The organism is Nocardia sp. NPDC057440 (assembly GCF_042802915.1).
Lineage (GTDB): Bacteria > Actinomycetota > Actinomycetes > Mycobacteriales > Mycobacteriaceae > Nocardia.
The window spans coordinates 1-26,951 of record NZ_JBHVDF010000013.1 but is presented as its reverse complement, the minus strand read 5'-3'; the positions used below and the strand labels follow the sequence as shown (position 1 = coordinate 26,951).

The window sequence follows — 26,951 nt, the reverse complement described above, 5'->3', positions numbered from 1 at the left end:
GGCTGAGTATCCGATCGGTAAAGCTCAGGATTCGTTGCGCGCCTTGGGGAAACGGGTCTGGCGAGCGACCCAGCCTGCCATCTTCGCCCAGTGACCCTTGCGGGGCGTCACGATGGAGGTGAGTTCGCGGTTCCATTCATCGGCTTCGGTAAGGCCGTCGATGGTGGCGATCAGGTTCTTGGCGGCGTCGAGGTCGGGGACGACCTGGTCGCCGAGGATGCCGTCGGAGCCGACGAGGGTCACTCGGACGCCGAGGCGGCCGATCGGCTGGAGGACGGCGGTTGCGGAGCCGCCGTGCTCGGCGACGAATCCCTTGACGGAGTCCACTAGGGAACCCGACAGCTGCACTGGGGCCGGGGCGGCAGGAGCACTCATGGGCGTTAGTTTACTGACCGGTACGTTCAGGTCCAGAGGCTATGGGTGTAGAACGGATCTCATGCGCGCGATTCAGGTTTCCGAGCACGGCGGTCCCGAGGTCCTGGAGTTCGTCGAGGTTCCGGATCCGCAGATCGGTCCGGATCAGCTGCTGGTCGATACCACGGCCATCGGGATCAACTTCATCGACACCTATATCCGGACCGGACGATACCCGCAGGCAGTGCCCTATATCCCGGGGGCCGAGGGCACCGGGATCGTGGCCGAGGTCGGCGCTGATGTGACCGAATTCGCGGTCGGCGACCGGGTCGCCTGGGCGGCGGCGCCGGGTAGCTATGCCCAGCGGGTCGCGGTGAACGCCGCGGTCGCGGTCGCGGTACCCGACGGGGTGAACCCGCCGGTCGCCGCGTCGGCCCTGCTGCAAGGGATGACCGCCCACTACCTGATCGAATCGATCTACAAGCCCGAACCCGGTGAGACGGTGCTGGTACACGCCGGTGCGGGTGGTGTCGGCCTGATCCTCACCCAGCTCGCGGCCAACCGCGGAGTGCGAGTCATCACCACGGTGTCGTCGGATGCGAAGGAAAAACTGTCCAGGGAAGCCGGCGCGGTGGAGGTGCTGCGCTACAGCGACGATCTCGCCGAACAGGTGCGGGCGCTCACCGGCGGTGCCGGTGTCGCCGCCGCGTACGACGGGGTGGGCGCCGCGACCTTCGAAGCCAGTCTGGCCTCATTGCGTATTCGCGGCACGCTCGCGCTGTTCGGCGCTGCCAGCGGGCCGGTGCCGCCATTCGATCTGCAACGTCTCAATCCCGCGGGCTCATTGTTCGTCACCCGCCCGACGCTGGTCCACTACACCCGTGATCGCGCCGAATTGTTGTGGCGCGCAGACGATATCCTGTCCGCCATCGCCGACGGCTCGCTGCACGTCAGAATCGGTGCGACCTACCCGCTTGCCGAGGCCGCGCAGGCGCACCGCGATCTCGAAGGCCGTAAGACCACCGGCTCTATCGTGCTGCTGCCATAGCACGCACGTGCACTACGTGTCGCCTCACCACCCGGCGGTCACGAGTCTTCACGCACTACGGTTACGCCGGCCGCAGCGGCGGGCTGGCGAGACCACAGAGCGCCAGGCTCGCGAGCCGAATCATGGCTATCTGGAACGCTTCGCTCTCCGGCGCGAACGCGCCTTCGGTCACGGATATCACCACACTGGCGCGACCGTCCGGGCTACTGAGCATCTCGGACGAATAGCCGAGCATGCGGCCGTTGTGCCCTAGACCGACACAGTCCGCGGGGAAGTCCCGCTCGAACAGTCCGAGTCCATACCCCAGGGCCGAACCCAGCCGATGGATATCGCGCATCTCCTCCATCAGGGCAAGCGACAACAGCCGTCCGCCCGCCAGGGCCGTCACAAAGGTCGTGAGATCCTCTGTCGTGGAGATGATTTCGCCGGCAGCACCAGCCCAGGAGGGGTTGAGCCGGGTGATGTCGAAGAGCTTGCTTTCACCGTCTTCGGTATAACGCAGGTAGCCATGCGCGTGCGGCCCGAGAATCTCCATTCCCTGCCCCGGCAGCTCGGTGCGCCACAGTCCGAGGGGCAACACAATGCGGAGATTGACCTGCCAGGCGTAGGGCGTCCCGGTGAGTTTCTCGATCAGCAGGCCCGCGAGCACGTAATTGGTATTGGAATACGACCAACCCGTCCCCGGATCGAACTTCAGCGGTTCGGCGGCAACGAATCGCACGATCTCGTCAGGGAGGTAGGTGCGGAATACGTCGTCGACCAGGAGCGGGTCGGCGGCATCCGCCGGGTCCGAGCCGCGGGTGTGACTACGCAGACCGCTGGTGTGCTGCAAGATCATTCGCACCGTGATGCGGTGATCCACACCGAATTGCGGCAGGTACCGGCCGACCGGGTCATCCAGGCCGAGCTTTCCCTCATCGACGAGCTGCAACAGCACCGTCGCGATGAACGTCTTGGTAATGCTGCCCGCCCGGAATCGCCCATCCACCGGAACACCTTCCGGGCGGCCGATTTCCGCGACACCAGCGCTGCCGGTCCATTCACCGGACCGATCGCGCACTCGGAGTTGGACCCCGGTTGCTCCGGCCGCGACGAAGTCGTTCATCGCCTGTTGCAGAGCGGCTCGATCCGCTCCGCCGGATTCGGCAACGGCATTCGTGCCCGCCGATCCGGTCAAGGCCACGATCGCCGCCACCACGACGATCCCCGCGCGAATCCTCATGCACCCCCCTCGAAGACATCGGTAGCGTTGACCCTGCCATCCCCGCCGCTGTTGCGGCAAGCGACTTCTCGGCTGCACGCGAGCGCCATCCGGCCGTCACCTCCCGGGGGCACCTCTGCTATCAGCTGAAGTCATAGAACAGACGCTGCACGAGATTCGTTCCTGCAATTATGCCGCGCGCAACCCAGGTTTCGAGTCGATCCAGAAATAGAACGCCGATCGTAGCGGCGACGATAGCGGTGCCAAGGTGGAACACAGCGCCGGCCACGAACAGCATTCGCCGCACCGGCCCCAGAGCCGCCGATTCTGCTATGCACGCCAACCACACTCAGTAGTCGCGCCCGGTGAGGCCGCGGTAGATGAACTTGGTCAACCCCTCGATGGCCTGCTCGTCGGTCAGCGTGACGGTGCCGTCCTCGACCGCCTGCAGCAGCGCTTGCATCACCAGGAACCCCATCGCCAGACTGGCATCGGTCGTGCTCGGCAGCTGTAAACCCTTGTCGGCGAACCCATCCACGTGGTCGGCGACATCCGCGCGCTGCTCGACGCCGAACCGGCCGATCATCCGCGCGAAGTCCTCGCTGACGATCGCCGCCTGGCTCATCGCGCGCAGCACCGGCTCATGCTCGCGAGCGAATTTCCAGTACCCGGCGACGTGGTAGCGCACGCCGTCCGGATCACTGAAGTCCGGATTGTGGTCCGGCCCTTCCGCCCGCACGTCCCCGGCGTCGGCCATGTCCTTCAGCAGCGACTGGAGGAGTTCTTCCTTGCTCGCGAAGTGGTTGTAGAACGACCCGGCCGCGCGACCCGCCGCGGTGGTGATGTCGGAGATTTTCGCGTTCAGATAGCCGCGTTCGGCGAAAACTCGCAGCGCAGCGGCCTTCAGCGCCTGCTCGGTTTCCGCGGACTTCTCTCGGCGACTCGTCGACACCGACATCACCTCCTTGACAGCGAAACGTACCAACTCTAATACTGAATTGATATTCAGTGAATATCAATTCAGTTCAGGAGACATCGTGCAGACCCAGGTACTCATCGCAGGCGCCGGACCCACCGGCCTGACGCTCGCCCTCGAACTGGCTCGCCGCAACGTCCCGGTGCGCATCGTGGAGCAGGCGAGCGAGTTCTTCGCCGGCTCCCGCGGGGACGGCATCCAGCCGCGCACCCTGGAGGTGTTCGACGATCTCGGCGTGCTGGACGCGGTGCTGGCCGCAGGTACCCCGACGCCGGTCATGCGCGCCTACTTCGGCGGCGAGTTCGTCGGCGAGCGGCGGATGAGTGAACCGACCGACCCGACACCCGCGATCCCCCACCCGAATCTCTGGGTGCTCGGACAATCCAGGACCGAGGGCATCCTGCGGGATCGGTTGGCGGAGTTCGGCGTTCACGTCGAGCTGAGCACCACGCTGGTGTCGTTCGATCAGCACGACGCGAGAGTCACCGTCACGCTCGCGCACGACGGCGCCGACGAAACCGTTCGCGTCGCCTATCTTGTCGGGGCCGATGGCGGCCGGAGCACCGTACGCAAGACGCTGAACATCCCCTTCGAGGGCTCCACCGACGACTCGATTCGAATGCTGCTCGGCGACGTCCGCGCCGATGCGCTCGACCACGAGTACGGCTACTGGTTCGCTGGCGCCGAGCGGCCGATGGAAGGAATCGCCATGTCCCCCTTGCCCGGCGGACGGCATTTCCAGTGCGCCGCACCGCTCGGCGCCGATGTCGAACCCACCCTCGAAGTCCTGCAAGGGTTCGTCGACCGATACTCCGGACGCACCGACATCGTCCTGAGCGACCTCACCTGGGCCACCGTGTGGCGGCCGAATATCCGCCTGGCGCAGCGCTTCCGCGAGGGCCGGGTATTGCTGGCCGGCGACGCCGCGCACGTGCATCCGCCGACCGGCGGACAGGGCTTGAACACCGGCATCCAGGATGCCTGCAACCTCGGATGGAAGCTCGCCGCGGCGGTGCACGGCGATGAATCACTACTGGACAGCTACGAATCCGAGCGCAGGACGGTGGCCGCACGGGTACTCGGCATCAGCAGCGAACTGCTCGACAAGCTGGTCGACGGCGACGAGGACGCCATGCACCGTGGCGAGGAAACGCGGCAGCTGGATATCAGTTACCGCGATCCGGCCGATCACGGTCCGCTCGTCGCGGGTGATCGCGCGCCCGACGCGCCGCTGAAGGACGCGACCGGGCTGCCGATCCGACTGTTCGACCTATTCCGCGGACCGCACTCGACGCTGCTGTGTTTCGGAAAGACCGCAGCGCATTCGGACGAGCCTGGTGTGCACACCTACCGGGTGATACGTCCGGGAGACGGCGTACCGGCAAGCGCTGCCCTGGATGCAGATCATGCGTCCGGTGAGACGGCGCTGCGCTACGTCGTGGACGTCGAAGGGTACGCGTTCGAGGCGTACCACGCCGGCGAGGGCACCTCGGTGCTGGTCCGGCCCGATGGATATCTCGGTCGACGCAGCTGAACCCGTGGACTCGGTGTCCAGGTGTCGTGGCGGATCCGGCGCTAGCCGAAGAAGCTGCCGATGGTGTCCCAGCCGAGCACCGAGTCCACCGCAAGACCACAGAACACCACGGCCAAATAGTTGTTCGACTGCAGGAACAGTCGCAGCGGCTTCACCGACTCGCCCCGGCGAACACCGGAGTACAGCTGGTGGGCCATGAGCAGGAACCACGCCCCGGCCACCAGCGCGACGGCGGTGTAGATCACTCCGGTCGCGGGTGCGAGGGCAAGGGTCGTGAGCACGGTGAGCCAGGTGTAGATGACGATCTGCTTGGTCACCACCTGCTCGGTCGCGACCACCGGCAGCATCGGCACACCGGCCGCGCGGTAGTCCTCCTTGTAGCGCATGGCCAGCGCCCAGGTGTGCGGCGGCGTCCAGAAGAAGATGACTCCGAACAGGGCGATCGCGGGCCAGCCGATGCCGCCGGTGACCGCGGACCAGCCGACCAGGGCGGGCATGCAGCCCGCCGCGCCGCCCCACACCACATTCTGTGAGGTGCGGCGCTTGAGGCCGAGGGTGTAGACGAAAACGTAGAACAGGATGGTCGCGACGACCAGCACACCGCTGAGCAGATTCGCCTGCCACCACAACCAGGCGAACGATCCGAGGCCGAGCACCACACCGAACACGAAGGCGTGCGAGGTGGGCACCGCCTCCCTGGCGAGCGGTCGCTTGGCGGTCCGCTTCATTACCTTGTCGATGTCGGCGTCGGCCACGCAGTTCAACGTGTTCGCGCTCGCCGCGCCCATCCAGCCGCCGAACAATGTCGCGAGGATCAGGCGGATATCGATGGCGCCCCGGTCGGCGAGCAGCATCGTCGGGATGGTCGCGACGAGCAGCAATTCGATGACGCGCGGCTTGGTGAGCGCAATGTAGGCGAGTGGTTTCCGCACCGTTCGCGACAGCAAACCATCACCCGTGAACCGGTCGGCCAGCGCCGTCGCGGAGGAGCCGTGCGCACCATTGCCACCCGGCTGTTGGCCAATCCGCACTGTCTCTCCTCGCACGCTGTGCATCGCATCCGGCAATGGAACCGAGCAGCGCGCGACCTGCACGGCGCGGCTACTACTACAGAGGATGGTAGACCCACGCCGGTGGCGTTCTCGCCATCGCCCCTCGCGCGGCCGCGCGCAAAGACAGGCGCGACCGGTCGGTACCCGGCCGCGAAACAACCCGTTCGACGGTGCGAAACGACGCCCGCCGCGACCGGAACGCCCGACTCGGGACCCGGTAAGCCGGGTTCCCGCCCAGCCGGTCACCGGGCACATCTAGGGTGGTTGGGGTACACCGGTGCGAGCGCATTCGCCGCTGCCGCGCGTCAACGCCGCCAGTAACCACCACAGTCGACGAAACCAATGTCAGGAGAACCTCGGTCGTGTCAGTCACAGACGACATCCGCGCCCTCACTCAGCCGAACTACCCGGACGACTGGACGGATCTGGACACCAAGGCCGTCGACACAGTACGGGTGCTCGCCGCGGACGCGGTGCAAAACGCCGGAAACGGTCACCCGGGCACCGCGATGAGCCTGGCGCCGTTGGCCTACACCCTCTACCAGCGCACGATGCGCCTGGACCCGAGCGATCCGAGCTGGGTCGGCCGGGACCGTTTCGTGCTGTCCTGCGGACACTCCAGCGTCACCCAGTACATCCAGCTCTACCTGGCCGGCTTCGGTCTGGAACTGGACGATCTGAAGCACCTGCGCAAGTGGGGCTCGCTCACCCCGGGCCACCCCGAATTCCGCCACACCGACGGTGTCGAGATCACCACCGGCCCGCTGGGCCAGGGTCTGGCCTCCGCTGTCGGCATGGCGATGGCCGCGCGCCGCGAACGCGGCCTGTTCGATCCGGATGCCGCGCCGGGCGCGAGCCCGTTCGACCACTTCATCTACGCGATCGCCTCCGACGGTGACTTCGAGGAAGGCGTCACCTCCGAAGCGTCGTCGCTCGCGGGTACCCAGCAGCTCGGCAACCTCGTGGTGGTCTACGACGACAACAAGATCTCCATCGAGGACGACACCACGATCGCGTTCACCGAAGACGTCGCCCTGCGCTACGAGGCGTACGGCTGGCACGTCCAGACCGTCGAGGGCGGCGAGGACGTCGTCGCGCTCGAGGCCGCGCTCGAGGCCGCCAAGGCGGAGACCGGCAAACCGTCGATCATCGTGTTGCGCACGATCATCGGCTACCCGGCCCCCACCAAGATGAACACCGGCGCCGCGCACGGTGCCGCACTCGGCGCCGACGAGGTGGCCGCCACCAAGAAGATTCTCGGCTTCGACCCGGAGCAGAACTTCGAGGTCGCCCCCGAGGTCATCGCACACACCCGTGCGGTCCTCGCGCGCGGCAAGGAGGCCCACCAGGCCTGGCAGCAGCGGTTCGACGCGTGGGCGCAGGCCAACCCCGAGAACAAGGCGCTGTTCGACCGGCTCGCCGAGCGCAGGCTGCCTGCGGGCTGGGCCGCGAATCTGCCGACCTATGAGGCGGATCCGAAGGGCATGGCCACCCGCAAGGCGTCCGGCAAGGTGCTCGCCGCGCTGGCCCCGGTGCTGCCCGAACTGTGGGGCGGCTCGGCCGACCTCGCCGAGTCCAACAACACCACCATGCCCGACACTCCGAGTTTCGGCCCCGAGTCGATCTCGACCGGGATGTGGAAGGCCAACCCGTACGGCCGCACGCTGCACTTCGGTGTTCGTGAGCACGCGATGGGCTCGATCCTCAACGGCATCGCGCTGCACGGCCCGACCCGTCCGTACGGCGGCACCTTCCTGGTGTTCAGCGACTACATGCGCCCCGCGGTGCGGCTGGCCGCGCTGATGCGGGTGCCGGTCACCTACGTGTGGACCCACGACTCCATCGGTCTCGGCGAGGACGGCCCGACGCACCAGCCGATCGAGCACCTCGCCGCGCTGCGCGCCATCCCCGGCCTGAACGTGGTCCGCCCCGGCGACGCCAACGAGACCACCTACGCCTGGCGCACCATCCTCGAGCGCGACAGCAGCGAGCACACCTCGCACTTCTCGGTGTCCGAGCTGCCGCACCAGGACGGCCCGTCCGCACTGGCGCTGACCCGCCAGGACCTGCCGATCCAGGAGGGCACCAGCTACGAGGGCGTCCGCAAGGGCGGCTACATCCTCGCCGAGGCTTCCACCGGAACACCGCAGGTGATCCTGATCGCCACGGGTTCGGAGCTGCACCTCGCCGTCGAGGCCCGCACTACGCTGGAGGCGCAGGGCGTCGGAACCCGCGTGGTCTCCATGCCGTGTGTGGAGTGGTTCGACGCGCAGGACAAGGCCTACCGGGACGAGGTGCTCCCGCCCGCGGTCACCGCTCGAGTCGCCGTCGAGGCCGGTATCGCGATGCCGTGGTACCGGTTCACCGGTGACGCGGGTGAGATCGTGTCGATCGAGCACTTCGGCGCCTCGGCCGATCACAAGACCCTGTTCCGCGAGTTCGGCTTCACCACCGACAATGTCGTTGCCGCCGCGCAGCGCACACTCGAGAACGTGAAGGGATAAGCGCTCATGGCACAGAACGAAAACACCGCAGCTCTTTCTGCGGCCGGTGTCTCGGTGTGGCTCGACGATCTGTCCAGGGACCGGATCCAGTCCGGCAACCTTGCCGAATTGATCGCCACCCGCAATGTCGTCGGCGTCACCACCAACCCGACGATCTTCCAGGGTGCGCTCAGCCAGGGCCACTCCTACGACGGTCAGCTCAAAGAGCTTGCCGCCCAAGGCGCGGACGCGGACGCCGCGATCCGCACCATCACCACCGATGACGTTCGCGCCGCCTGCGACGTGTTCGCGGATGTGTTCGCGGCATCCGGCGGTGTCGACGGACGGGTCTCCATCGAGGTCGACCCCCGGTTGGCGTTCGACGCGGAGAAGACGACGGCTCAGGCCGTCGAGCTGTGGAAGATCGTCGACCGGCCGAATCTGTTCATCAAGATCCCGGCGACCGAAGAGGGCCTGCCCGCCATCTCCGCGGTGATCGCGGAAGGCATCAGCGTGAACGTGACGCTGATCTTCTCCGTTCAGCGCTACCGGGCGGTGATGGGCGCCTATCTCGACGGCCTGGGCAAGGCCAAGGTCGCGGGCCACGACCCGGCCAAGGTCCATTCGGTCGCTTCGTTCTTCGTGTCCCGGGTGGACACCGAGATCGACAAGCGCCTCGAAGCGATCGGCACTCCGGAGGCACTGGCGCTGCGCGGGAAAGCAGGCATCGCCAATGCCCGCCTCGCCTACGCCGAATATCAGGACGTGTTCGACGGCGGCGCGCACACCTCGACCTACCTGCACTTGGCCGCGTCGGCAGGCGCGAATCGGCAACGGCCACTGTGGGCATCGACCGGTGTGAAGAACCCCGAGTACTCCGACACCATGTACGTCACCGAGCTGGTGGGACCGAACACGGTGAACACACTGCCGGAGAAGACCCTCGAGGCGGTCGCCGACCACGGCCAGATCCGCGGCGACACCCTCAGCGGGACCGCCGCGGCAGCCAAGGAGGTCTTCGACAAGCTCGTCGCGGCCGGCATCGACCTCGACGACGTCTTCGCGGTGCTGGAGCGTGAAGGCGTCGACAAGTTCGAAAAGTCTTGGGCGGAGCTGCTTTCCGCCACTGCCGAGGAGTTGAAGGCCGCTGTGGCTGATTCGGCCGGCACCGGAAGCAACTGATCGGGATGGCCGGCACAGCGGCAGGAAAAACGGCGGCGGCGGTCTGGCAGAACCCGCTTCGCGATGAACGGGACAAACGCGTCCCCCGCATCGCGGGACCGTGCAGCATGGTCATCTTCGGTGTCACCGGTGACCTGTCCCGCAAGAAACTGATGCCGGCCATCTACGACCTCGCGAACCGGGGGCTGCTGCCCCCGGGTTTCGCGCTCGTCGGCTTCGCGCGGCGGGACTACGCGGACGAGGATTTCGCCCAGATCGTCCTCGAATCGGTGAAAGCGCACGCGCGCACGCCCTTCCGCCAGGAGGTCTGGGACCACCTGGCCGAGGGAATCCGGTTCGTGCGGGGCACCTTCGACGACGACACGGCCTTCGCCACACTCGCCGACACCCTCGCCAAGCTGGACAAGGATCGTGGCACCGGCGGCAATCACGCCTTCTACCTCTCGATTCCGCCGAACATGTTCCCCGTCGTGCTGGATCAGCTGTCCGAACACGGGCTTGCCAAGCCGTCCACCACCGACGCCACCGGCCGCAAGCCATGGCGTCGAGTGGTGATCGAGAAGCCCTTCGGGCACGACCTGGAAAGTGCTCAGGAACTCAACGCCCTGGTGAACGGAGTCTTCCCGGAAGAGACCGTGTTCCGGATCGACCACTACCTCGGTAAGGAGACGGTCCAGAACATCCTGGCACTGCGCTTCGCCAACCAGCTCTACGACCCGATCTGGAACGCCAACTACGTCGACCATGTCCAGATCACCATGGCCGAGGACATCGGCTTGGGTGGCCGCGCAGGCTATTACGACGGCATCGGCGCCGCGCGCGACGTGATCCAGAACCATCTGCTCCAACTGCTCGCGCTCACCGCGATGGAGGAGCCGATCAGCTTCCAGCCCGACCAGTTGCAGACCGAGAAGATCAAGGTGCTCTCGGCCACGAAGCTGGTCGAGCCGCTGGACGAGACCACGGCGCGCGGGCAGTACGCCGAGGGCTGGCAGGGCGGCGAGCAGGTCGTCGGTCTGCTCGACGAGGAGGGTTTCGACCCGCAGTCGCGTACCGAGACCTACGCCGCGATCACCCTGGAGGTCGACACCCGCCGCTGGGCGGGCGTGCCGTTCTATCTGCGCACCGGAAAACGCTTGGGCCGCAGGGTCACCGAGATCGCGGTGGTGTTCAAGCGGGCGCCGCACCTGCCGTTCGACCAGACGATGACCGCGGAGCTCGGTCAGAACGCCCTGGTCATCCGGGTGCAGCCGGATGAGGGCATCACCACCCGATTCGGTTCGAAGGTGCCCGGGTCGGGGATGGAAGTGCGCGACGTCAATATGGATTTCAGCTACGGCGAGGCGTTCACCGAGTCCTCACCCGAGGCCTACGAACGTCTGATCCTCGACGTGCTGCTCGGGGTGCCGTCGTTGTTCCCGGTCAACGCGGAGGTCGAATTGTCCTGGCGCATTCTGGATCCGGTGCTCGAGCACTGGGCCACCGATGGCAAGCCGGAACCGTACGAGGCGGGCACCTGGGGTCCATCGTCGGCCGACGAGATACTCGCCCGCACCGGGCGCGAATGGCGGCGGCCATGATCGTCGACATGCCGGAGACCACGACCGCCGAAGTCACCAAACGCCTGGTGCGCCTGCGGGAAAGCAACGGCGTGATCACCATGGGCCGAGTGCTGACCCTGGTCGTGTGCACGCTGGACAGCTCGGAAGCCGAAGACGCCATCGACGCCGCCAATGACGCCAGCCGCGAGCACCCCTGCCGGGTGGTCGTTCTGGCCCGTGGCGATCGCGAAGCCGCGACCCGCCTCGACGCCCAGATCCGCGTGGGCGGTGACGCGGGCGCTGCCGAGGTGATCGTGCTGCGACTGCAGGGCGAGCTGATCAATCACGAGAGCAGCGTCGTGATCCCGTTCCTGCTCCCGGACACCCCCGTGGTCGCCTGGTGGCCGCGCGGCGCGCCGGAGTTCCCGTCCAAGGATTCGGTGGGGCGCTTGGCGACCCGTCGCATCACCGATGCCACCTTCGCGCCCGACCCGCAGGAGACGATCAAGAAGCGGCGCGGTTCCTACGCCCGTGGCGATACCGATCTGGCGTGGAGCCGGATCACCTACTGGCGGGCGCTGCTGGCGGCCACCATGGACGAACCGCCCTACGAGCCGGTCGAATCGGTGACGGTGTCCGGTCTGCGCGAAGAGCCCGCACTGGACATGCTCGCCGGCTGGCTGGCCGCGCGTTTGGGCTGCCCGGTGCGTCGCCGCACGGGTGAGCTGCGGGTGGAGGTGTATCGGCCGTCGATGTCGATCGCCATCGCACGGCCGCAGACCGGCCGGACCGCGACGCTCACCCGCACCGGCGATCCGGTGCAGCGAATCGCTCTGGCCCGCAGAGAAACTCGCGACTGTCTCGCGGAGGAACTGCGTCGGCTCGATGCCGACGAGATTTATGCCGAGGCGCTCGCCGGAATCGAGAAGGTGACCTATGAGTGAGCGTATCCCGGCCGAGTCTCCTGCCGACGCCGTCGAAGTCCATCCCGACACCGACGCGCTGGTGACCGCGGCGGCGACCAGGTTCGTCGACATCGTGACGGCCGCTCAGGCCGCGCGTGGATCGGCGTCGGTGGTGCTGACCGGCGGCGGTACCGGCATCGCGCTGCTGGAACTGGTGCGTAAGTCGCCCGGTGCCATCGACTGGTCGAAGCTCGATGTGTTCTGGGGCGACGAACGCTTCGTCCCGGCAGGCGACCAGGAACGCAACGACCTGCAGGCCCGCCAAGCCCTGCTCGACCACGTGCCGGTCGATCCGGCCCGCGTCCATCCGGTCGCCACCTCCGACGGCGAATACCCCGACCCGATCGAGGCCGCCGCCGAGTACTCCGCCGCGGTGCACGCCCATCTGACCGAACACGGCGCGTTCGACCTGCACCTGCTCGGCATGGGCGGCGAGGGCCACGTCAACTCCCTCTTCCCTGACACCGACGCGGTCCGTGAACAGCACGAACTCGTTGTCGCCGTGACGAATTCGCCGAAACCACCGCCGGTCCGGGTCACCCTCACGCTGCCCGCGGTCCGCCGCACTCGACATGTGGTGCTGGTCGTCGGCGGCGCGGCAAAGGCGGAAGCGGTCGCGGCAGCGCTGGCGGGCGCCGATCCGGTGGACATTCCCTCCGCCGGCGCCAAGGGCCTCGATTCGACCACCTGGCTGCTCGACACGGATGCGGCAGCGGGGTTGCAGTAGCCCACAGGCTCGAACCGCCGCATACGAGTTGCCCCCGAACTTCTCCATAGTGTTCGGTCCATTCCCGGAAAAATACCGGCGAATGAGTCGACCGAGCGGCTCTGAGTCCGGGATGATCGTTCGATGACCGAGCAGGGAGTCGACCTCGACAAGCGGTTTCGCACCGAGATCGCGGCGCTGACATCGAGTCCGAGCCGCCCGGCCGGGGAGCCCATCGACCCCGGCGGCCGGATTTCCGGTGCGCGGTGCCTGGAGCTGTTCGAATCGCAGGCGACGAGTAGGCAGCTCGATCTCGCGGCGCGCAGGCTCGGCAGTGTGCGACGCGGCTACTACAGCATCGGATCGTCCGGGCACGAGGGCAATGCGGCGGTCGCGGCGGCGTTGCGCGCGACCGATCCCGCGCTGCTGCACTATCGTTCCGGAGCCTTCTTCGTGCACCGCGCACGGCAGGTGGCGGGGCTCGACCCGATCCGTGACGTGCTGCTCGGCGTCGTCGCGGCGGCCGCCGATCCGATATCGGGTGGCAGGCACAAGGTGTTCGGCAGCAAGGCGGCCTGCGTGATTCCGCAGACCTCGACGATCGCGTCTCAGCTACCGCGCGCGGTCGGGCTCGGGTTCGCGATCGATCGTGCGGCCCGGCTCGGGGTCGCCAGCGAATGGCCGTCGGATGCTGTCGTGCTGTGCAGTTTCGGTGACGCGTCGGCCAACCACTCCACTGCGACGGGCGCAATCAATTCCGCGATTCACACTGCCCACCAAGGGATTCCGATGCCCGTCCTGTTCGTCTGCGAGGACAACGGGATCGGTATCAGCGTGCCGACCCCGCCGGACTGGATCGAACACGCCTACGGCCTGCGTCCCGGCCTCGAGTACTTCTGCGCGGACGGCTGGGACGCGCTCGACGCGCTGACAACCGCGCAGTCCGCCGCCGACTGGGTACGCGAAACCCGCAAGCCCGCCTTACTGCGCCTGCGCACGGTGCGGCTGCTCGGCCACGCCGGATCCGATGTCGAATCCGCCTACCGCCGTCCCACCGACATCGCCGCCGACCTGCTGCGCGATCCTGTCATCGAAACCGCCCGACTGCTCGTCACGGTCGGCGTGGCGACACCCGATGAAGTCATCGACCGCTACGACGACGTCCGCACCCGCGTAGCGGCGATGGCCGAATCGGTGTGGCACGAACCCAAACTGAGCTCGGCGGCCGCGGTCATGGCGCCGCTGGCACCATCGCACCCGGATGCGGTACGAGCCGATGTGCTTCGCGAGGAAGCAATCAACACGTCGAACCAGCCTGCCGAGGTGCCCGGCCAGGAGTCGAATCGAGCTGCGGTGGTCAGCGATTCGATGACGCTCGCGCAGGCCGTCAACCACACCCTCGGTGCGCTACTCGCGCGTGATCACGATGTGCTGGTCTTCGGTGAGGATGTCGGCAGGAAGGGTGGCGTGTACGGCGTCACCAAGGGATTGCAGAAGGCCTTCGGTGCGCGGCGGGTTTTCGACACGTTGCTCGACGAACAGAGTGTGCTCGGCACCGCGCTCGGCACCGCGCTGGCAGGCTTTCTCCCGATACCGGAGATCCAGTATCTGGCATATCTGCACAACGCGGCCGATCAGCTGCGCGGCGAGGCTGCCACGTTGCAGTTCTTCTCCCAAGGGCAATACCGCAACCCGATGGTGATCCGGATAGCCGGCTACGCCTACCAGAAGGGTTTCGGCGGGCACTTCCACAATGACAACTCCATCGCCGCGCTGCGTGACATTCCCGGCGTCGTCCTGGCGTCCCCGTCCCGCGCGGACGACGCCGCGGCAATGCTGCGTACCTGTGTCTCCACTGGGCGGATCGACGGGAGGGTATCGGTCTTCTTGGAACCCATCGCGCTATACCACACCCGTGACCTGCACGAGCCCGGCGACGGCGCCTGGCTCGCGCCGCCCTCGGCCGATCATGTCGCGATCGGCCGTGCTCGCGTCTATGGCGATGGCACCGACCTCACCATCGTCAGCTTCGCCAACGGCGTACCGATGAGTCTGCGCGTTGCTCGGCGACTCGCCGAAAGCGGTATCTCCGCCCGGGTTCTCGACCTGCGGTGGCTGGCCCCGCTACCGCTCGAAGACCTCCTCCACCATGCCCGTGCCACCGGCCGTGTCCTCATCGCCGATGAAACCCGCCACTCGGGAGGCGTCTCCGAGGCGCTCTGCGCCGCGCTCGTCGATGCCCGTTTCGACGGTCGCATCGCCCGTGTCACCAGCGAGGACAGCTTCGTCCCCCTCGGCCCGGCCGCCGACACGGTGCTGCTGGACGAGGACCGCATCGAAGCCGCCGCCGGAAAACTCCTTGCCGAGCCATAACGCCCTCTCGCTAGGCTGAATCGCGTGCCACTTGTCGAGGTCACCTACGCCCCCCACGTCCCCGAGTCCGTTCTGCGCGACCTCGGAAAGCAGCTGCCCCACATCGTGTCGGTGGCCGTGGAATGCCCGGAAGAGCCCTACGACGGCGACCTGCGGCCCGGCGATATCGAAATTCGCTTCCGCCAACTCGGCCCCTTCGACCAGAGTGGCCTCGACGCCGTCATCGAGGTCCGCTCCAAATGGTTCCAGAGCCGAGCCGACAACCGCCAGGACCGCTGCGACCTGCTCCACGATCTGGTTTCGCAAGCAACCGCCCTCGAAGACTTCGGCGTCTACCTCACCTTCCCCGTCGCCGCCTGGACTCAAACCGACGACTGACGGCCCGTTCGCACCCTCTTGTCGGGACCCTGCCCCTTGCGGGCACCACGGGCGGTCCGGACCCGGCGGAGTGCGGCTGACGCGCAACCCGGCGCAACCCGCGAAGCCCCGAAAAAGCCGCGATCAGCTCGCAACACGATTGCGATTGGGCGATTCGGATTCGGTTGGTGAGGACTGGAAATACAGTGGGCAGAACGGTAACCGGCAGTGGAAGGGCACGGCGATGACCACGATGTCCATGCTCGGCGAGGTTCGCCCCGAGCACGATCGCGAGACCGACGGCGACTTGGTATTGCTGCACTACCTACGGTCTTTTCGTAATCCGGTGCTGGAGGTGTGGTCGGCGTGCACGGAGCGACGGCAGTTGGGGCGCTGGTTCGGGACGGTGTCGGGGGCGGGCGGGGAGCTGACGATCGAGCCGATCGACGGGCCCGCGATCGGGCCGATCACGGTGCGGGTGGAAGAGTGCAGAGCGCCGCACGAATTGGTCGCGCAGATCGACGGCTGTGTGCTGGAGTTGCGCATGACCCAGGTCGGCGTTGTCACGAATGTCGAACTCATCCGCAGGCATGTGTGCCCCGCCGACGCGAGCACGATCGGCCCGCGCTGGCAGTACCTGCTGGATCGCCTTACCGCCTACCTGGACCGCCAGCCGCTCCCTCAGTGGCCCGAGTATCCGGAACTGGCCTGCGAATACAAGTAGGCGAGAATCTCTCGACGCCGAGTGCGTTGCTCGGCCTCGAGCTACACACACGTCCACCGGGCGTCAGAGCACCGCTGATGTCGCCCACGCCTGGCAGCCTCCAAGGCGTATGACCTGTCGGGCCGGATTCATTCGCCGGGACAGGTCATCGCGGCGCGCTCGGACTCCGACCGCTGATCGCTTTCCGGATCGTCAGTCGGGGACCGGTACCGCTGCGAGCTCGCGCAGATGAGCGGTAATCACGTCGTTGACCTCCGTCGTCCGCTCCCACTGAACCAGGTGACCCGCGCCGGCGATCTTGGTGACCTCGCGCAGGTTCGGGACGTTTTCCCGCAGCGTGGCCAAGGGGTCGCGGCCGCTGAAGCCCTCCATGTCGGGGTCGCGGTCGCCGTAGAGGAAGTAGGTCGGCGGGGTCACTGTGGCGTCCGCGTAGTCGGCGGTGAGTTCCCAGTTGCGGTCGAGTGCGCGGTACCAGTTCAGGCCGCCGGTGAAGCCGGTGCGCTCGAAATCCTGGGCCAGGACATCTAGTTCGTCATCCGAGAGCCAGCGCCATGGCAGCGGCGGGGCCTCGGGCAGCACATCGAGGTAGCCGGTGCCTTCCGCCGGGAAACGCCAGGTGTCCAGGTAGTGGTAGTCGGCGCTGAGGGAGTAGTAGACGCGGGCCAGGAAACCCCGAGGGTCGGCGCCGAGTTCGGCGTCGGCGACGCCGGGTTTCTGGAAGTAGTCCAGATGCAGGAAGTGTCGCTGCGCGGCTTTGGCCCACAGTTGCGACGGCGGACGCGGCGGACGCGGTGCGAACGGGTTGTTCAGCACGATGATGCCGCGCACTCTTTCCGGCGCGCGCAATGCCAGCTCCCAGACCAGTGCGGCGCCGAAATCCAAGCCGACGAACACAGCTTGTTCGGCGTCGATGTCGTCGAGCAGGCCGAGGAGATCGCCGATAACCTCACGATTGGTATGCGCCGCCGCGTCGGCGGGGGCTTCGGTGCGGCCGTAGCCGCGCAGATCGGGTGCGATGGCCCGGTAGCCTGCCGCAGCGACAGCCGCTAGCTGGCGATTCCAGATGAACCATGTGTGCGGGAAGCCGTGGCAGAAGATCACCGGATGCCCATCGCCCTGTTCGGCGACGTGCATTCGAATGCCATTGGTCGCCACGAACCGATGGGTCAACTCCACTGCAGCCTCCAAAGCATAGAACGTGTTCTCGTTTCAAGGTAATGTCCCGAGATCGTGAACGGAATACCTCACCTACTCGGCGGCCGCGTAGCCGTCGTCACCGGCGCCAGCCGTGGAATCGGCAAAGGCGTCGCGCTGGAACTGGGCGCGGCAGGCGCGACGGTGTTTGTCACCGGGCGCTCGGCCGCGGCCGGACGGCTGCCGGGGACGGTGCACGAGACGGCCGCGGAGATCGATGCCCTCGGCGGCCACGGGATACCGTTCGTATGCGACCACCGCGACGACGATGCGGTCCAGCGCCTGTTCACCCGCGTGCTCGATGAGCGAGGCAGGCTGGACGTGCTGGTGAACAATGTCTACAACTCCCCCGCCGCCGCCCGCTGGCTCGGCAAACCGTTCTGGGAGGTGCCGCCGACCGCTTGGGACGAGACGTTCGATGTCGGCGTCCGATCCCACTACACGGCAAGCGCATTCGCCGCGCCATTGCTGATCGAGTCGGCGGGCCTGATCGCCAATATCTCCTCGCCGGGTGCACAGCGCTACATGCACAACGCCGTGTACGGCGTGGCGAAGACCGCGCTGGACCGACTCACCGCCGATATGGCCCACGACCTCACCGACACCGGCGTCACCGTGGTCTCCCTATGGCCCGGAATCGTGAATACCGAACTCCTGCAGCTGGTCCCGGCAAACGAGCAGGGCAGGCGCCTGGTCACCCTCCCAGGCGAGGGCACCTTCGACCTGGACGCCGCCGAATCCCCCCGCTTCCCCGGCCGGGCGGTCGTGGCCCTCGCCACCGACCCCGACCGCCGCGCCAGGACCGGCCGAGCCTGGCGGATCGCCGATCTGGCCGAGCAATACGGCTTCACCGACGTCGACGGCCGCATCCCGCGCGCCGACTAGCCCAGCCGATCCTGACACAGTGCGCCGACCACACCAGCGACTCGCGGCGTGGGCGACGGGTCATCCATTGATATCGGCGCCGCGAGCGATTCCGAGAAAGCGCTGTACCGAGCGCGCTGGGGCGGGCTTGGCACGCCAGGTGAGGTAGACGTGCGAAGGCGGGGCGTCCGGAATGTCGCGGTAGACCACGCCGGGATGCGGTGCGCGGGTCCGCGCCAGCGTGGGGACGCCGCCGATGCCACGGTCCGCCGCGACAAGTTCGATCCATTCGTCGAAATTCGTGCAGGTGATGATGGTGCGATCCGGGCGCGGCGGATCCCATGATCCGGCGTGGATGGTGCCGGACACCACGTTGACGACCAATGGGTAGCCCGCGAGGTCAGCCCAACGTAGGTCCTCGGCATGGGCGAGTGGAGAGTCCACCGAGACCGCGAGCATCCGATCCTCGGTCCCGATCACCCGGGACGCGAGATGGCGTGGAAGTCGAATCTCGTTGCGGTGGATCGCGATATCGATGGTCCGGTCTGCCAGCGCGGCCATCGGGTCTTCGACGCGGTGCAGCGAGATGCGGCCGCCGAGCGCCTCGTAGCGGGTGCGAGTCTGCGCGAACCAGGTATCGGGGAGCAACCAGGAGAAACCGACGTCGAGGGTGGCGCGCGAGCGGAGTTCGTCACCGACGGTGTCGATGTCGGCGATGATGCGCCTACTGTGCGCCAGCAGTTGCTCACCTTCTTCGGTCAGTTCGAAGCGGCGCGACGAGCGCTCGATCAAGCGGCATTCGACCAGGCGTTCCAACTGCTGGATGGTCCGGGTGAGCGCGGGCTGGCTGAGGTGCGGGCGTGCTGCGGCACGGGTGTAGTTGGCCTCCTCGCACAATGCGAGGTACGCCCGGAGATGCCGCAACTCGATATCCATGCATCGAGCGTATACATCGTGCGTAGAAAGCATTTCACGCACCTGCCCGGCGGTCCGTACGGTCAGCAGGTGACCGATACTGCCGTAACCTCCACCGGGCGCAGCGCCATCGCACCGGCACTCGCCGCGGGCGCTGGACTGGCCGCGGCCGTGGGAGTGGGCCGCTTCGCCTACACCCCGCTGATGCCCGCTATGGTCGATGCGCACCGGATCAGTGCACACGACGGCGCGTTGATCGCCGCCGCCAATTACGCGGGTTATCTCGTGGGTGCCGTCCTCTTGGCTCGACGGCCGGACCTGAACAGTCGCGTGTCTTTTCGCCTCGCCGCCGTGACGCTCGTGATGAGCCAAGCGCTGCTGGCGATACCGGGACCGGTGGTGTTCCCCGCCGTGCTGCGACTGATCGCCGGGGTGGCGAGCGCGGTGATCTTCGTCGGCTGCGCCGGGGCGATCGCCCGACTCGGCGGGCATGGACACGCGGCGGGCATCGCGTTCGGCGGTGTCGGCTTCGGCATCGCGCTGACCGGCCTGCTGGCTCTTGCCGCGCGACCGGTACTGCCCTGGCAGTCACTCTGGTTCGGTGCGGCGGTATTGACAGCGCTGCTGTTGCTACCCGCGCTCCGGCTCGACATCCATTCGGGCAGTCGGTCCACCGAGATAGCAGGCAGACGCCGCTCGACTCCGGCTTGGCGTGCGTTGCTTGTCGCCTACTCCCTCGAAGGCGTCGGCTACATCGTGATCGGCACCTTCCTGGTCGCCGCCGTCAGCGCCCACAGCAGCCCGACCGTCGGCGCGGCGATGTGGGTGATCGCCGGCGCGGCCGCGGCGCCTGCGGTGTGGTGGGGCATGGCCGCCCGGCACTGGAAACCCGCAGCGGTGTTGGTCGCAGCACTACTCGCACAGTGTGTGTCGGCAGCGCTGCTCACCCTGTCCACCGCGCTCTGGTCCGCCATCATCTCCGCGGCACTGTTCGGCGGCACCTTCATGGGTATCACCATGCTCGCGATCCGAGTGGGCATCGAACTGTCGGACCACCGAGCAGCGGCGACGCTCACCGCGGGTTACGGATCCGGGCAGCTGCTCGGCCCGCTCGTGGTGGCGCCGGTAATCAGCGACGGCTACGCCCCGGCGTTCGTGATCGCCACGGCGGTGCTGATAACGGCGACGGCGGCGGCCGCTATCGTCGTCCGGAAGTCCGAACCCTCGGTACCACCGACCCCCGTGACGATCGATCCACCTCGAGATCTCCGTCGCAGCACAAATCGCCGCAGCTCACTCGAATCGTGAGCTGCGGCGGTTGGGCCCGAAGGACCGTCAGGCGAACTTGATCTCCAGGCCGATACCGAGGATGGCGATGAGCCAGACCAGGCCGGTGAAGATGGTGACGCGGTCGAGGTTCTTCTCGACGACAGTGGATCCCGACAGGCTGGACTGGACACCGCCGCCGAACAGGCTGGACAGACCTCCACCCTTGGCGCGGTGCAGCAGCACCAGCAGCACCAGCAGCACGCTGGTGACGATCAGGAGGATATCCAGGAACATCCGCATGTCGGACAGTCTATGGGGTAGTCCCTGCCGGACCTAATGCGGCTCCACCGCGACCAGATGAGTGATCTTGTCGTCGCCGTTGGTGAACGCCGTCACGGCCTGTTCCCGCAGTTGATCTTGGGCGGTGAGCCGCACCTGATGCTGATGCATATGTTCGGCCCAGGAACGCACCACGAACGCCTCCACATAGCGATCGAGCACACCGACGTCGCGATACAACCGCCACTCCATCGCGCCGGTGCGCTGCCGCGAACGCCCGACGAAGGCCATCGCGGCCATGAACTCTTCGACGTTCTCGGCGGGCACGTCGTAGTGACGCAACACAAGCACCGGGCCGTCGGCCGGATCCGGCTCGACCACGAGCTGCGGTTCCGGCCAGAACGCCGACGGTCGCAGGTCCAACTCCTCGGCGTTGTGCCGGATCGGCAGCCACAGCGTGCTCACCGCGCAAAAGGCGAGCAAGGCGGCGGAAATGTGCATGGTCGACGCCGTGCCGACCGCACCGGCGACCAGACCCCACACCAGCGACCCGATCGCCTGACCACCCATGAACACGAGCATGTACACCGACAGCCCGCGCGCCCGCACCCACGCGGGCAAGAGCAGCTGCATGGTCGAGTTCAGCGTGGACATCGCCAGCAGCCACGCCAGACCCGCACCGACCAGGAGGACCAGCACCACCGGCACCGAGTGCAGCAGCACCGTGCCCGCCGTCGCGACGCCGAACAGCACCGCGGCCACGGACAGTCGGTGCGTCGGAGTCAGCACCGAGCGCAATCGCGACAACGCGAGCGCGCCGAACACCGCACCGAGGCCGAGCGCGCCGAGCATGAGGCCGTAGCCGGAGGAAGACAGCCCGAATTCGTCGCGGGCGATGACCGGCAGCAGCGCCCACAACGCGCTGGCCGGCGCGATGAAAAGGATCGCGCGCAACAGCACGCGACGAATCGCGGGAGCCGCACGAATGAAGCGGGTGCCTGCCTGCAGGGCAGCGAGCGGACGCTCGGTCGGCAGATTCCGGTCGGTTCGCGGCCGCCGCCACAGCGCAAGGACCGCGACGATCCCGCCGAACGACAGCGCATTGAGCGCGAACACCAGGGTCGGCCCCGAGACGGACACCAGCACACCGGCCACCGCGGGTCCTACTGCTCGACCGATGTTGATATTCATGCTGCCCAGCGCGGCGACGGAGACAATCTGTTCGCGCGGAACCAGTTCCGGTTGAATCGCCTGCCAGGCGGGTGCGGTGAGCGCCTGCCCGCAACCCAGCAGGAACAGCAGCGTCAGCAGCACCGCCGGGGTGGTGTGCCCGGTCGCCGTCGACACCGCGAGCAACGCGGCGAGCAAGGCCATCGCCGACTGCGCACCGAGCAACAGCCTGCGCCGATCGACCAGATCGGCGATCACCCCCGACGGGATGGACAACAACATCACCGGCAGCGTGATCGCGGTCTGCACGAAGGAGACCAACGTCGCGGCATTCGGCTCGTCGACCAGAATCCACTGCGCACCGACGGTCTGCATCCAGGTGCCCAGGTTCGACACCAGCTGTGCGATCCACAGCGCCCGATAGACCGGCGATCGCAGCGGTGCCCAGGTGGATAGCGGGATCGTCGCATCGGCGGTGGTCACGGGGCTGAGCTTAGCGGCGCTTGTCAGACGCTTGCCTCGGCGCTGGAAATGCCCTCCTGATTGCGAACATTCGGGGCGGATCACGGTCGGCCCGCCGACCCATCAGTCAACGGGCGGTCCGGAACGCGAATGCCGGTTTCGGTTCCACACCGTCGGTACGATCGCAACATGTCGGCTGACTTCGTGCGCCTGGGTCCGATCGTCCTGCTCGCCTTGTGGGCAGCTGCTGCCTGCACGAACGACTCGGAAAACGCCCCAGGGCCCGTGCCGACCCCGATGGGCCACACCTACGTCTCCACCGGCGTCGACGGCACGCCGATACCCGGTGGCGGGCCGCTGACACTGACATTCGCCGACGACCGTATCTCCGCCGCCGCCGGCTGCAACACCTTCAACGGCGCAGTCGCCCTCGACGATCACAAGCTGAAGGTGTCGGCGCTGGCAGGCACGCTGATGGCCTGCCCAGGTGACCGCGCGGGCACCGACGAATGGCTCACGACCCTCTTGAGCTCGACGCCGGGCTGGCAGCTCGACGATACGAAACTCACCCTGAACGGCACCAACTCCACCGTGCACCTGCTCGACAAGAAGGTCGCCCAGCCCGACAAACCACTGACCGGCACCACCTGGGTCGTCACCGAGATCATCACCCCGGACGCCAGGACCCGTTCCCAGACCATCGACGAGGTGAAACCGACCCTCACCATCGCCGCCGATGGCGCGGTCTCGGGCAGCGGCGGCTGCAATCGCCTGACCGGCCGAGCCACCATCGCGGGATCCGACGTCACCTTCCAGGTCGGCAGCACCAGGATGCTGTGCCCGCCCGAGGTGATGGACGTCGAGAACGCTGTCCTCGAGGCCCTCGACGGCAGGACCACCGCCACCATCGACGCGAACACCCTCACCCTGCGCAACGACCGCGGCAACGGCCTGAGCCTGCGCGCCGAGTGAGGTGACGCGCCCAATCGGGCACCCGGAACCGAACTGATCCCTGCCGAAAACGAAGAGCCGGACATCGTGTCGATGTCCGGCTCTTCGTCACGAAAACGCTTACGGAAGTGGGCCGCCCGCGGCGATCGCCGACAGGGTGGCGAATTCGTCACCCTTGAGCGAAGCGCCGCCGACCAGTGCGCCGTCGATATCCGTCTGCGAGACGAGCTCGCCGACATTCTTGGCGTTCACCGAACCTCCGTAGAGCACCCGCACGCCCGCGGCGACCTCCGGGTTCGCCAGCTCGGCCAGCTCGGCACGGATCGCGCCGCACACTTGCTGCGCGTCGGCAGGCGTGGCGACCTTGCCGGTCCCGATGGCCCAGACGGGCTCGTAGGCGATGACGACCTTCGAGATCTCAGCGGCCGACAGACCTTTCAGCGATCCACGCAGCTGCTCGAGGTTGTACTCGACGTGCGTGCCCGCCTCGCGGATGTTCAGTCCCTCACCGATGCAGACGATCGGCGTGATCCCGTACTTCAGCGCCTGCTTCGCCTTGGCGAGCACGGTGGCGTCGTCCTCCAGGTGGTACTGCCGACGCTCCGAGTGCCCGACGACCACGTAGGTGCACCCCAGCTTGGCCAACATGGATCCGCTGATCTCGCCGGTGTACGCGCCCGCGTCGCGCGTGGACACGTCCTGCGCACCGTAGGTGAGCAGCAGCTTGTCGCCCTCCACCAGGGTCTGCACACTGCGCAGATCGGTGAACGGCGGGACCACGGTGACGTCGACCTTGGCGAAGTACTTCTCCGGCAACGCGAATGCGATCTTCTGCACCAGAGCGATGGCCTCGAGGTGATTGAGGTTCATCTTCCAGTTGCCCGCGATGAGCGGCTTGCGTGCCATGGTCAGTCCTCCAGAACCGCGATGCCCGGAAGTTCCTTACCCTCCAGGTATTCCAGCGACGCGCCGCCGCCGGTGGAGATATGCGAGAAACCGTCCTCGGGCAGTCCGAGCGCCCGCACGGCCGCAGCCGAATCACCGCCGCCGACAACAGTGAACGCGCCCTTGCCGGTCGCGGTCACGATCGACTCGGCGACACCACGGGTGCCAGCCTCGAACTTCTCGAACTCGAACACGCCCATCGGGCCGTTCCAGAAGACGGTGCGCGCCTCGGTCAGCAGTGCCGCGAACCGGTCCACCGACTCGGGGCCGATGTCCAGACCCAGCCAACCCTCCGGAATCTCGTGGGCCGCAACGACCTTCGAGTCCGCGTCGGCGGCGAACTTGTTCGCGACGACGATGTCACGTGGCAGATGGATCACATCGGCGTAGCGCTCGAGCAGACCCTTGCAGGTATCGATCATCTCCTCCTGCAACAGCGAGGCCCCCACCGGGAGTCCTTGTGCGGCAAGGAAGGTGAAGCACATACCGCCACCGATGACCAGCGTGTCGACCTTCGGCGCGAGCGCCTCGATGACGGCGAGCTTGTCGGAGACCTTCGAGCCACCGAGCACAACCGCGTACGGACGCTCGACGTTCTCGGTCAGCTTCGCGAGCACCTCGACCTCGGCGGCGACCAGCGTGCCCGCGTAATGCGGAAGCAGCTTCGCGACGTCGTAGACCGAGGCCTGCTTGCGATGCACGACACCGAAACCGTCGGAGACGAACGCACCGTCGTCGCCGACCAGCTCGACCAGCGCAGCGGCGAGCTTGGCCCGCTCGGCGTCGTCCTTACTGGTCTCCCGCGGATCGAAGCGCACGTTCTCCAGCAGCAGCACATCACCGTCGGTGAGGCCCTCCGAGCGCGACAGCGCGTCGTAGCCGACGACGTCACCGGCGAGCTGGACATTGCGGCCGAGCAACTCCGCCAGCTGCACCGCGACCGGAGCCAGCGAGAACTTCGGATCCGGCTCGCCCTTGGGGCGGCCGAGGTGCGCCGTGACGACCACCTTGGCGCCGGCCTCGACCAGCGCCTTGATGGTGGGCACCGAGGCGATGATGCGGCCGAGATCAGTGATCCGGCCGTTGTCGTCGAGGGGGACGTTCAGGTCGGAGCGCACGAGCACGCCCCGACCCTCGACACCCTCGCTCAGGAGATCCTGGAGTGTCTGGACTGCCATCGCGTCAGAGCGACTTGCCGACGAGACCGATGAGGTCGGCGAGGCGGTTGGAGTAGCCCCACTCATTGTCGTACCAGCCGACGACCTTCACCTGATCGTCGATGACCTTGGTCAGCGGCGCGTCGTAGATGCAGGAGTGCGGGTCGGTGACGATGTCGCTGGACACGATCGGGTCCACGTTGTACTTGAGGAAGCCCTTGAGCGCACCTTCGGCGGCCGCCTGGTACGCGGCGTTGATCTCATCGATGGAGGCCGACTTGGTCAGCTTCACGGTGAGGTCGGTGACCGAGCCCGTCGGGACCGGAACACGCAGCGCGTAGCCGTCGAGCTTGCCGTTGAGCTCCGGGAGCACCAGGCCGATGGCCTTGGCCGCGCCGGTGCCGGTGGGCACGATGTTCAGCGCGGCGGCGCGAGCGCGGCGCAGATCGCTGTGCGGGCCGTCCTGCAGGTTCTGATCCTGCGTGTACGCGTGGATGGTGGTCATCAGACCACGCTCGATGCCGAAGCTGTCGTTCAGCACCTTCGCCAGCGGGCCGAGGCAGTTGGTGGTGCACGAGGCGTTCGAGATGATGTTCTGGCTGCCGTCGTACTTGTCGTCGTTGACGCCCATGACCACGGTCAGGTCCTCGCCCTTGGCGGGCGCGGAGATGATGACCTTCTTGGCGCCCGCGGCGATATGGCCCTTGGCCTTGGTCGCGTCGGTGAAGATGCCGGTGGACTCGACGACGACGTCGACGCCCAGGTCACCCCACGGCAGGGCCGCCGGGCCCTCCTTGATGGCCAGTGCCTTGATCCGCTGCTCACCGACCACGATGGTGTCGTCGCCGTCCAGCGAGACGTCCTGCGGCAGACGGCCGAGGATCGAGTCGTACTTGAGCAGGGTCGCGAGGGTCGCGTTGTCGGTGAGGTCGTTGACCGCGACGATCTCGATGTCGGTGGTGCCGAGCGCCTTCTGCGCCTCCACCGCCCGGAAGAAGTTACGTCCGATACGACCGAAGCCGTTGATGCCTACCCGGACAGTCACGTTATCGCTCCTCAGCTTTCAAGCGGATTCATTCCGATGCCATAACCACACTAATGCCCGGGCTGTGCGGGATTTGCAGCGCCTACGGCACTGCGTGTTCGCGGCCCCCCTTGGTGGGCGGGGGGGGGCCGGCGGCCGGGGGCCCCCGCCGCGGGCGCGAGAGACCCCCCCCCACCGCGCAGGCGGGCGGCCCCGGCGGGGGGC

General features: G+C 67.2%; 25 protein-coding genes. 13 read left to right on the top strand and 12 right to left on the bottom strand.

The genetic code is table 11. The features are described from left to right. Window positions 1-24: 24 nt before the first annotated feature. Window positions 25-375 carry a hypothetical protein gene (locus ACFU4Z_RS24810; protein ID WP_379066965.1) on the bottom strand — a complete coding sequence of 117 codons (351 nt, stop codon included), beginning with the start codon at window positions 373-375 and terminating at the stop codon, window positions 25-27. 61 nt (window positions 376-436) lie between these two features. On the opposite strand from ACFU4Z_RS24810, the gene ACFU4Z_RS24805 reads away from it, so the two are divergent. Further along, window positions 437-1,402, top strand: a complete 966-nt coding sequence (locus ACFU4Z_RS24805) for a quinone oxidoreductase family protein (protein ID WP_379066963.1) — start codon at window positions 437-439, stop codon at window positions 1,400-1,402. Between the two features lie 61 nt (window positions 1,403-1,463). Here the strand turns inward: ACFU4Z_RS24805 and ACFU4Z_RS24800 are convergent, their stop codons facing one another. From ACFU4Z_RS24800 to ACFU4Z_RS24790, 3 genes are all read right to left on the bottom strand, one after another. Beyond that, window positions 1,464-2,624 carry a serine hydrolase domain-containing protein gene (locus ACFU4Z_RS24800; RefSeq protein ID WP_379066962.1) on the bottom strand — a complete coding sequence of 387 codons (1,161 nt, stop codon included), beginning with the start codon at window positions 2,622-2,624 and terminating at the stop codon, window positions 1,464-1,466. Window positions 2,625-2,745: 121 nt separating this feature from the next. Further along, window positions 2,746-2,901, bottom strand: coding sequence for a hypothetical protein (locus ACFU4Z_RS24795; protein ID WP_379066960.1), 156 nt, complete (start codon window positions 2,899-2,901; stop codon window positions 2,746-2,748). 51 nt (window positions 2,902-2,952) lie between these two features. After that, window positions 2,953-3,561, bottom strand: a complete 609-nt coding sequence (locus ACFU4Z_RS24790) for a TetR/AcrR family transcriptional regulator (protein ID WP_379066958.1) — start codon at window positions 3,559-3,561, stop codon at window positions 2,953-2,955. Window positions 3,562-3,640: 79 nt separating this feature from the next. Between ACFU4Z_RS24790 and ACFU4Z_RS24785 the strand changes: the two genes are divergently transcribed. Next, window positions 3,641-5,113: an FAD-dependent monooxygenase gene (locus ACFU4Z_RS24785; protein ID WP_379066956.1), complete on the top strand. Its 1,473-nt coding sequence runs from the start codon at window positions 3,641-3,643 to the stop codon at window positions 5,111-5,113. 41 nt (window positions 5,114-5,154) lie between these two features. On the opposite strand, the gene ACFU4Z_RS24780 is transcribed toward ACFU4Z_RS24785, so the two are convergent. Next, window positions 5,155-6,144, bottom strand: a complete 990-nt coding sequence (locus ACFU4Z_RS24780; RefSeq protein ID WP_379066953.1) for a heme o synthase — start codon at window positions 6,142-6,144, stop codon at window positions 5,155-5,157. 383 nt (window positions 6,145-6,527) lie between these two features. On the opposite strand from ACFU4Z_RS24780, the gene tkt reads away from it, so the two are divergent. From tkt to ACFU4Z_RS24740, 8 genes are all read left to right on the top strand, one after another. After that, on the top strand, window positions 6,528-8,669 hold the full coding sequence (gene tkt / locus ACFU4Z_RS24775; protein WP_379066951.1) for a transketolase: 2,142 nt from the start codon (window positions 6,528-6,530) through the stop codon (window positions 8,667-8,669). 6 nt (window positions 8,670-8,675) lie between these two features. After that, window positions 8,676-9,830 (top strand): transaldolase, encoded by a 1,155-nt coding sequence (gene tal, locus ACFU4Z_RS24770; RefSeq protein WP_379066949.1) that lies wholly within the window; start codon window positions 8,676-8,678, stop codon window positions 9,828-9,830. Between the two features lie 5 nt (window positions 9,831-9,835). After that, the gene (gene zwf, locus ACFU4Z_RS24765; protein WP_379066947.1) at window positions 9,836-11,410 is read left to right on the top strand and encodes a glucose-6-phosphate dehydrogenase; all 1,575 of its coding nucleotides are present in this window, start codon (window positions 9,836-9,838) and stop codon (window positions 11,408-11,410) included. Beyond that, on the top strand, window positions 11,407-12,315 hold the full coding sequence (opcA, locus tag ACFU4Z_RS24760; protein ID WP_379066945.1) for a glucose-6-phosphate dehydrogenase assembly protein OpcA: 909 nt from the start codon (window positions 11,407-11,409) through the stop codon (window positions 12,313-12,315). Before zwf ends, opcA begins: the two co-directional genes overlap by 4 nt. Beyond that, entirely contained in the window at window positions 12,308-13,063 is a 756-nt protein-coding gene (gene pgl, locus ACFU4Z_RS24755) for a 6-phosphogluconolactonase (RefSeq protein WP_379066943.1), read from the top strand. The genes opcA and pgl overlap by 8 nt, the downstream gene beginning before the upstream one ends. 123 nt (window positions 13,064-13,186) lie before the next feature. Then, window positions 13,187-15,415 carry a thiamine pyrophosphate-dependent enzyme gene (locus ACFU4Z_RS24750; RefSeq protein WP_379066941.1) on the top strand — a complete coding sequence of 743 codons (2,229 nt, stop codon included), beginning with the start codon at window positions 13,187-13,189 and terminating at the stop codon, window positions 15,413-15,415. A 24-nt stretch (window positions 15,416-15,439) separates the two neighbouring features. Then, a complete protein-coding gene (locus ACFU4Z_RS24745; RefSeq protein ID WP_379066939.1) occupies window positions 15,440-15,793 on the top strand; it encodes a hypothetical protein in 354 nt (117 codons plus the stop codon). A 223-nt stretch (window positions 15,794-16,016) separates the two neighbouring features. Beyond that, complete coding sequence (locus tag ACFU4Z_RS24740; RefSeq protein WP_379066937.1) at window positions 16,017-16,496, top strand: hypothetical protein; 480 nt, start codon at window positions 16,017-16,019, stop codon at window positions 16,494-16,496. Window positions 16,497-16,688: 192 nt separating this feature from the next. On the opposite strand, the gene ACFU4Z_RS24735 is transcribed toward ACFU4Z_RS24740, so the two are convergent. Continuing rightward, window positions 16,689-17,672: an alpha/beta fold hydrolase gene (locus ACFU4Z_RS24735; RefSeq protein ID WP_379066935.1), complete on the bottom strand. Its 984-nt coding sequence runs from the start codon at window positions 17,670-17,672 to the stop codon at window positions 16,689-16,691. Window positions 17,673-17,726: 54 nt separating this feature from the next. Here ACFU4Z_RS24735 and ACFU4Z_RS24730 point away from each other — a divergent pair, with 54 nt between their 5' ends. Further along, window positions 17,727-18,575 carry an SDR family NAD(P)-dependent oxidoreductase gene (locus ACFU4Z_RS24730; RefSeq protein ID WP_379066933.1) on the top strand — a complete coding sequence of 283 codons (849 nt, stop codon included), beginning with the start codon at window positions 17,727-17,729 and terminating at the stop codon, window positions 18,573-18,575. Between the two features lie 60 nt (window positions 18,576-18,635). On the opposite strand, the gene ACFU4Z_RS24725 is transcribed toward ACFU4Z_RS24730, so the two are convergent. After that, complete coding sequence (locus ACFU4Z_RS24725; RefSeq protein ID WP_379066931.1) at window positions 18,636-19,490, bottom strand: LysR family transcriptional regulator; 855 nt, start codon at window positions 19,488-19,490, stop codon at window positions 18,636-18,638. 69 nt (window positions 19,491-19,559) lie between these two features. On the opposite strand from ACFU4Z_RS24725, the gene ACFU4Z_RS24720 reads away from it, so the two are divergent. After that, window positions 19,560-20,777: a YbfB/YjiJ family MFS transporter gene (locus ACFU4Z_RS24720; RefSeq protein ID WP_379066929.1), complete on the top strand. Its 1,218-nt coding sequence runs from the start codon at window positions 19,560-19,562 to the stop codon at window positions 20,775-20,777. Between the two features lie 27 nt (window positions 20,778-20,804). Here ACFU4Z_RS24720 and secG read toward each other — a convergent pair whose 3' ends face one another. Further along, entirely contained in the window at window positions 20,805-21,038 is a 234-nt protein-coding gene (gene secG / locus ACFU4Z_RS24715; RefSeq protein WP_328402986.1) for a preprotein translocase subunit SecG, read from the bottom strand. A 33-nt stretch (window positions 21,039-21,071) separates the two neighbouring features. After that, window positions 21,072-22,670, bottom strand: coding sequence for an MFS transporter (locus tag ACFU4Z_RS24710; protein WP_379066927.1), 1,599 nt, complete (start codon window positions 22,668-22,670; stop codon window positions 21,072-21,074). A 168-nt stretch (window positions 22,671-22,838) separates the two neighbouring features. Between ACFU4Z_RS24710 and ACFU4Z_RS24705 the strand changes: the two genes are divergently transcribed. Continuing rightward, window positions 22,839-23,621 carry an META domain-containing protein gene (locus ACFU4Z_RS24705; protein WP_379066925.1) on the top strand — a complete coding sequence of 261 codons (783 nt, stop codon included), beginning with the start codon at window positions 22,839-22,841 and terminating at the stop codon, window positions 23,619-23,621. A gap of 99 nt (window positions 23,622-23,720) precedes the next feature. On the opposite strand, the gene tpiA is transcribed toward ACFU4Z_RS24705, so the two are convergent. From tpiA to gap, 3 genes are read right to left on the bottom strand one after another with little or no spacing between them, the layout of a single operon-like run. After that, window positions 23,721-24,506, bottom strand: coding sequence for a triose-phosphate isomerase (tpiA, locus tag ACFU4Z_RS24700; protein ID WP_379066923.1), 786 nt, complete (start codon window positions 24,504-24,506; stop codon window positions 23,721-23,723). A gap of 2 nt (window positions 24,507-24,508) precedes the next feature. Then, window positions 24,509-25,723: a phosphoglycerate kinase gene (locus tag ACFU4Z_RS24695; protein WP_379066921.1), complete on the bottom strand. Its 1,215-nt coding sequence runs from the start codon at window positions 25,721-25,723 to the stop codon at window positions 24,509-24,511. 4 nt (window positions 25,724-25,727) lie between these two features. Beyond that, window positions 25,728-26,747, bottom strand: coding sequence for a type I glyceraldehyde-3-phosphate dehydrogenase (gap, locus tag ACFU4Z_RS24690; protein WP_364901409.1), 1,020 nt, complete (start codon window positions 26,745-26,747; stop codon window positions 25,728-25,730). Window positions 26,748-26,951 lie beyond the last annotated feature (204 nt).

Bases quoted from the DNA above. Each gene is read 5' to 3' on its own strand.
- ACFU4Z_RS24810 (WP_379066965.1), bottom strand. From the start codon at position 375: ATGAGTGCTCCTGCCGCCCCGGCCCCAGTGCAGCTGTCGGGTTCCCTA.
- ACFU4Z_RS24805 (WP_379066963.1), top strand. From the start codon at position 437: ATGCGCGCGATTCAGGTTTCCGAGCACGGCGGTCCCGAGGTCCTGGAG.
- ACFU4Z_RS24800 (WP_379066962.1), bottom strand. From the start codon at position 2,624: ATGAGGATTCGCGCGGGGATCGTCGTGGTGGCGGCGATCGTGGCCTTG.
- ACFU4Z_RS24795 (WP_379066960.1), bottom strand. From the start codon at position 2,901: ATGCTGTTCGTGGCCGGCGCTGTGTTCCACCTTGGCACCGCTATCGTC.
- ACFU4Z_RS24790 (WP_379066958.1), bottom strand. From the start codon at position 3,561: ATGTCGGTGTCGACGAGTCGCCGAGAGAAGTCCGCGGAAACCGAGCAG.
- tal (WP_379066949.1), top strand. From the start codon at position 8,676: ATGGCACAGAACGAAAACACCGCAGCTCTTTCTGCGGCCGGTGTCTCG.
- zwf (WP_379066947.1), top strand. From the start codon at position 9,836: ATGGCCGGCACAGCGGCAGGAAAAACGGCGGCGGCGGTCTGGCAGAAC.
- opcA (WP_379066945.1), top strand. From the start codon at position 11,407: ATGATCGTCGACATGCCGGAGACCACGACCGCCGAAGTCACCAAACGC.
- pgl (WP_379066943.1), top strand. From the start codon at position 12,308: ATGAGTGAGCGTATCCCGGCCGAGTCTCCTGCCGACGCCGTCGAAGTC.
- ACFU4Z_RS24750 (WP_379066941.1), top strand. From the start codon at position 13,187: ATGACCGAGCAGGGAGTCGACCTCGACAAGCGGTTTCGCACCGAGATC.
- ACFU4Z_RS24740 (WP_379066937.1), top strand. From the start codon at position 16,017: ATGACCACGATGTCCATGCTCGGCGAGGTTCGCCCCGAGCACGATCGC.
- ACFU4Z_RS24725 (WP_379066931.1), bottom strand. From the start codon at position 19,490: ATGGATATCGAGTTGCGGCATCTCCGGGCGTACCTCGCATTGTGCGAG.
- secG (WP_328402986.1), bottom strand. From the start codon at position 21,038: ATGCGGATGTTCCTGGATATCCTCCTGATCGTCACCAGCGTGCTGCTG.
- ACFU4Z_RS24705 (WP_379066925.1), top strand. From the start codon at position 22,839: ATGTCGGCTGACTTCGTGCGCCTGGGTCCGATCGTCCTGCTCGCCTTG.
- tpiA (WP_379066923.1), bottom strand. From the start codon at position 24,506: ATGGCACGCAAGCCGCTCATCGCGGGCAACTGGAAGATGAACCTCAAT.
- ACFU4Z_RS24695 (WP_379066921.1), bottom strand. From the start codon at position 25,723: ATGGCAGTCCAGACACTCCAGGATCTCCTGAGCGAGGGTGTCGAGGGT.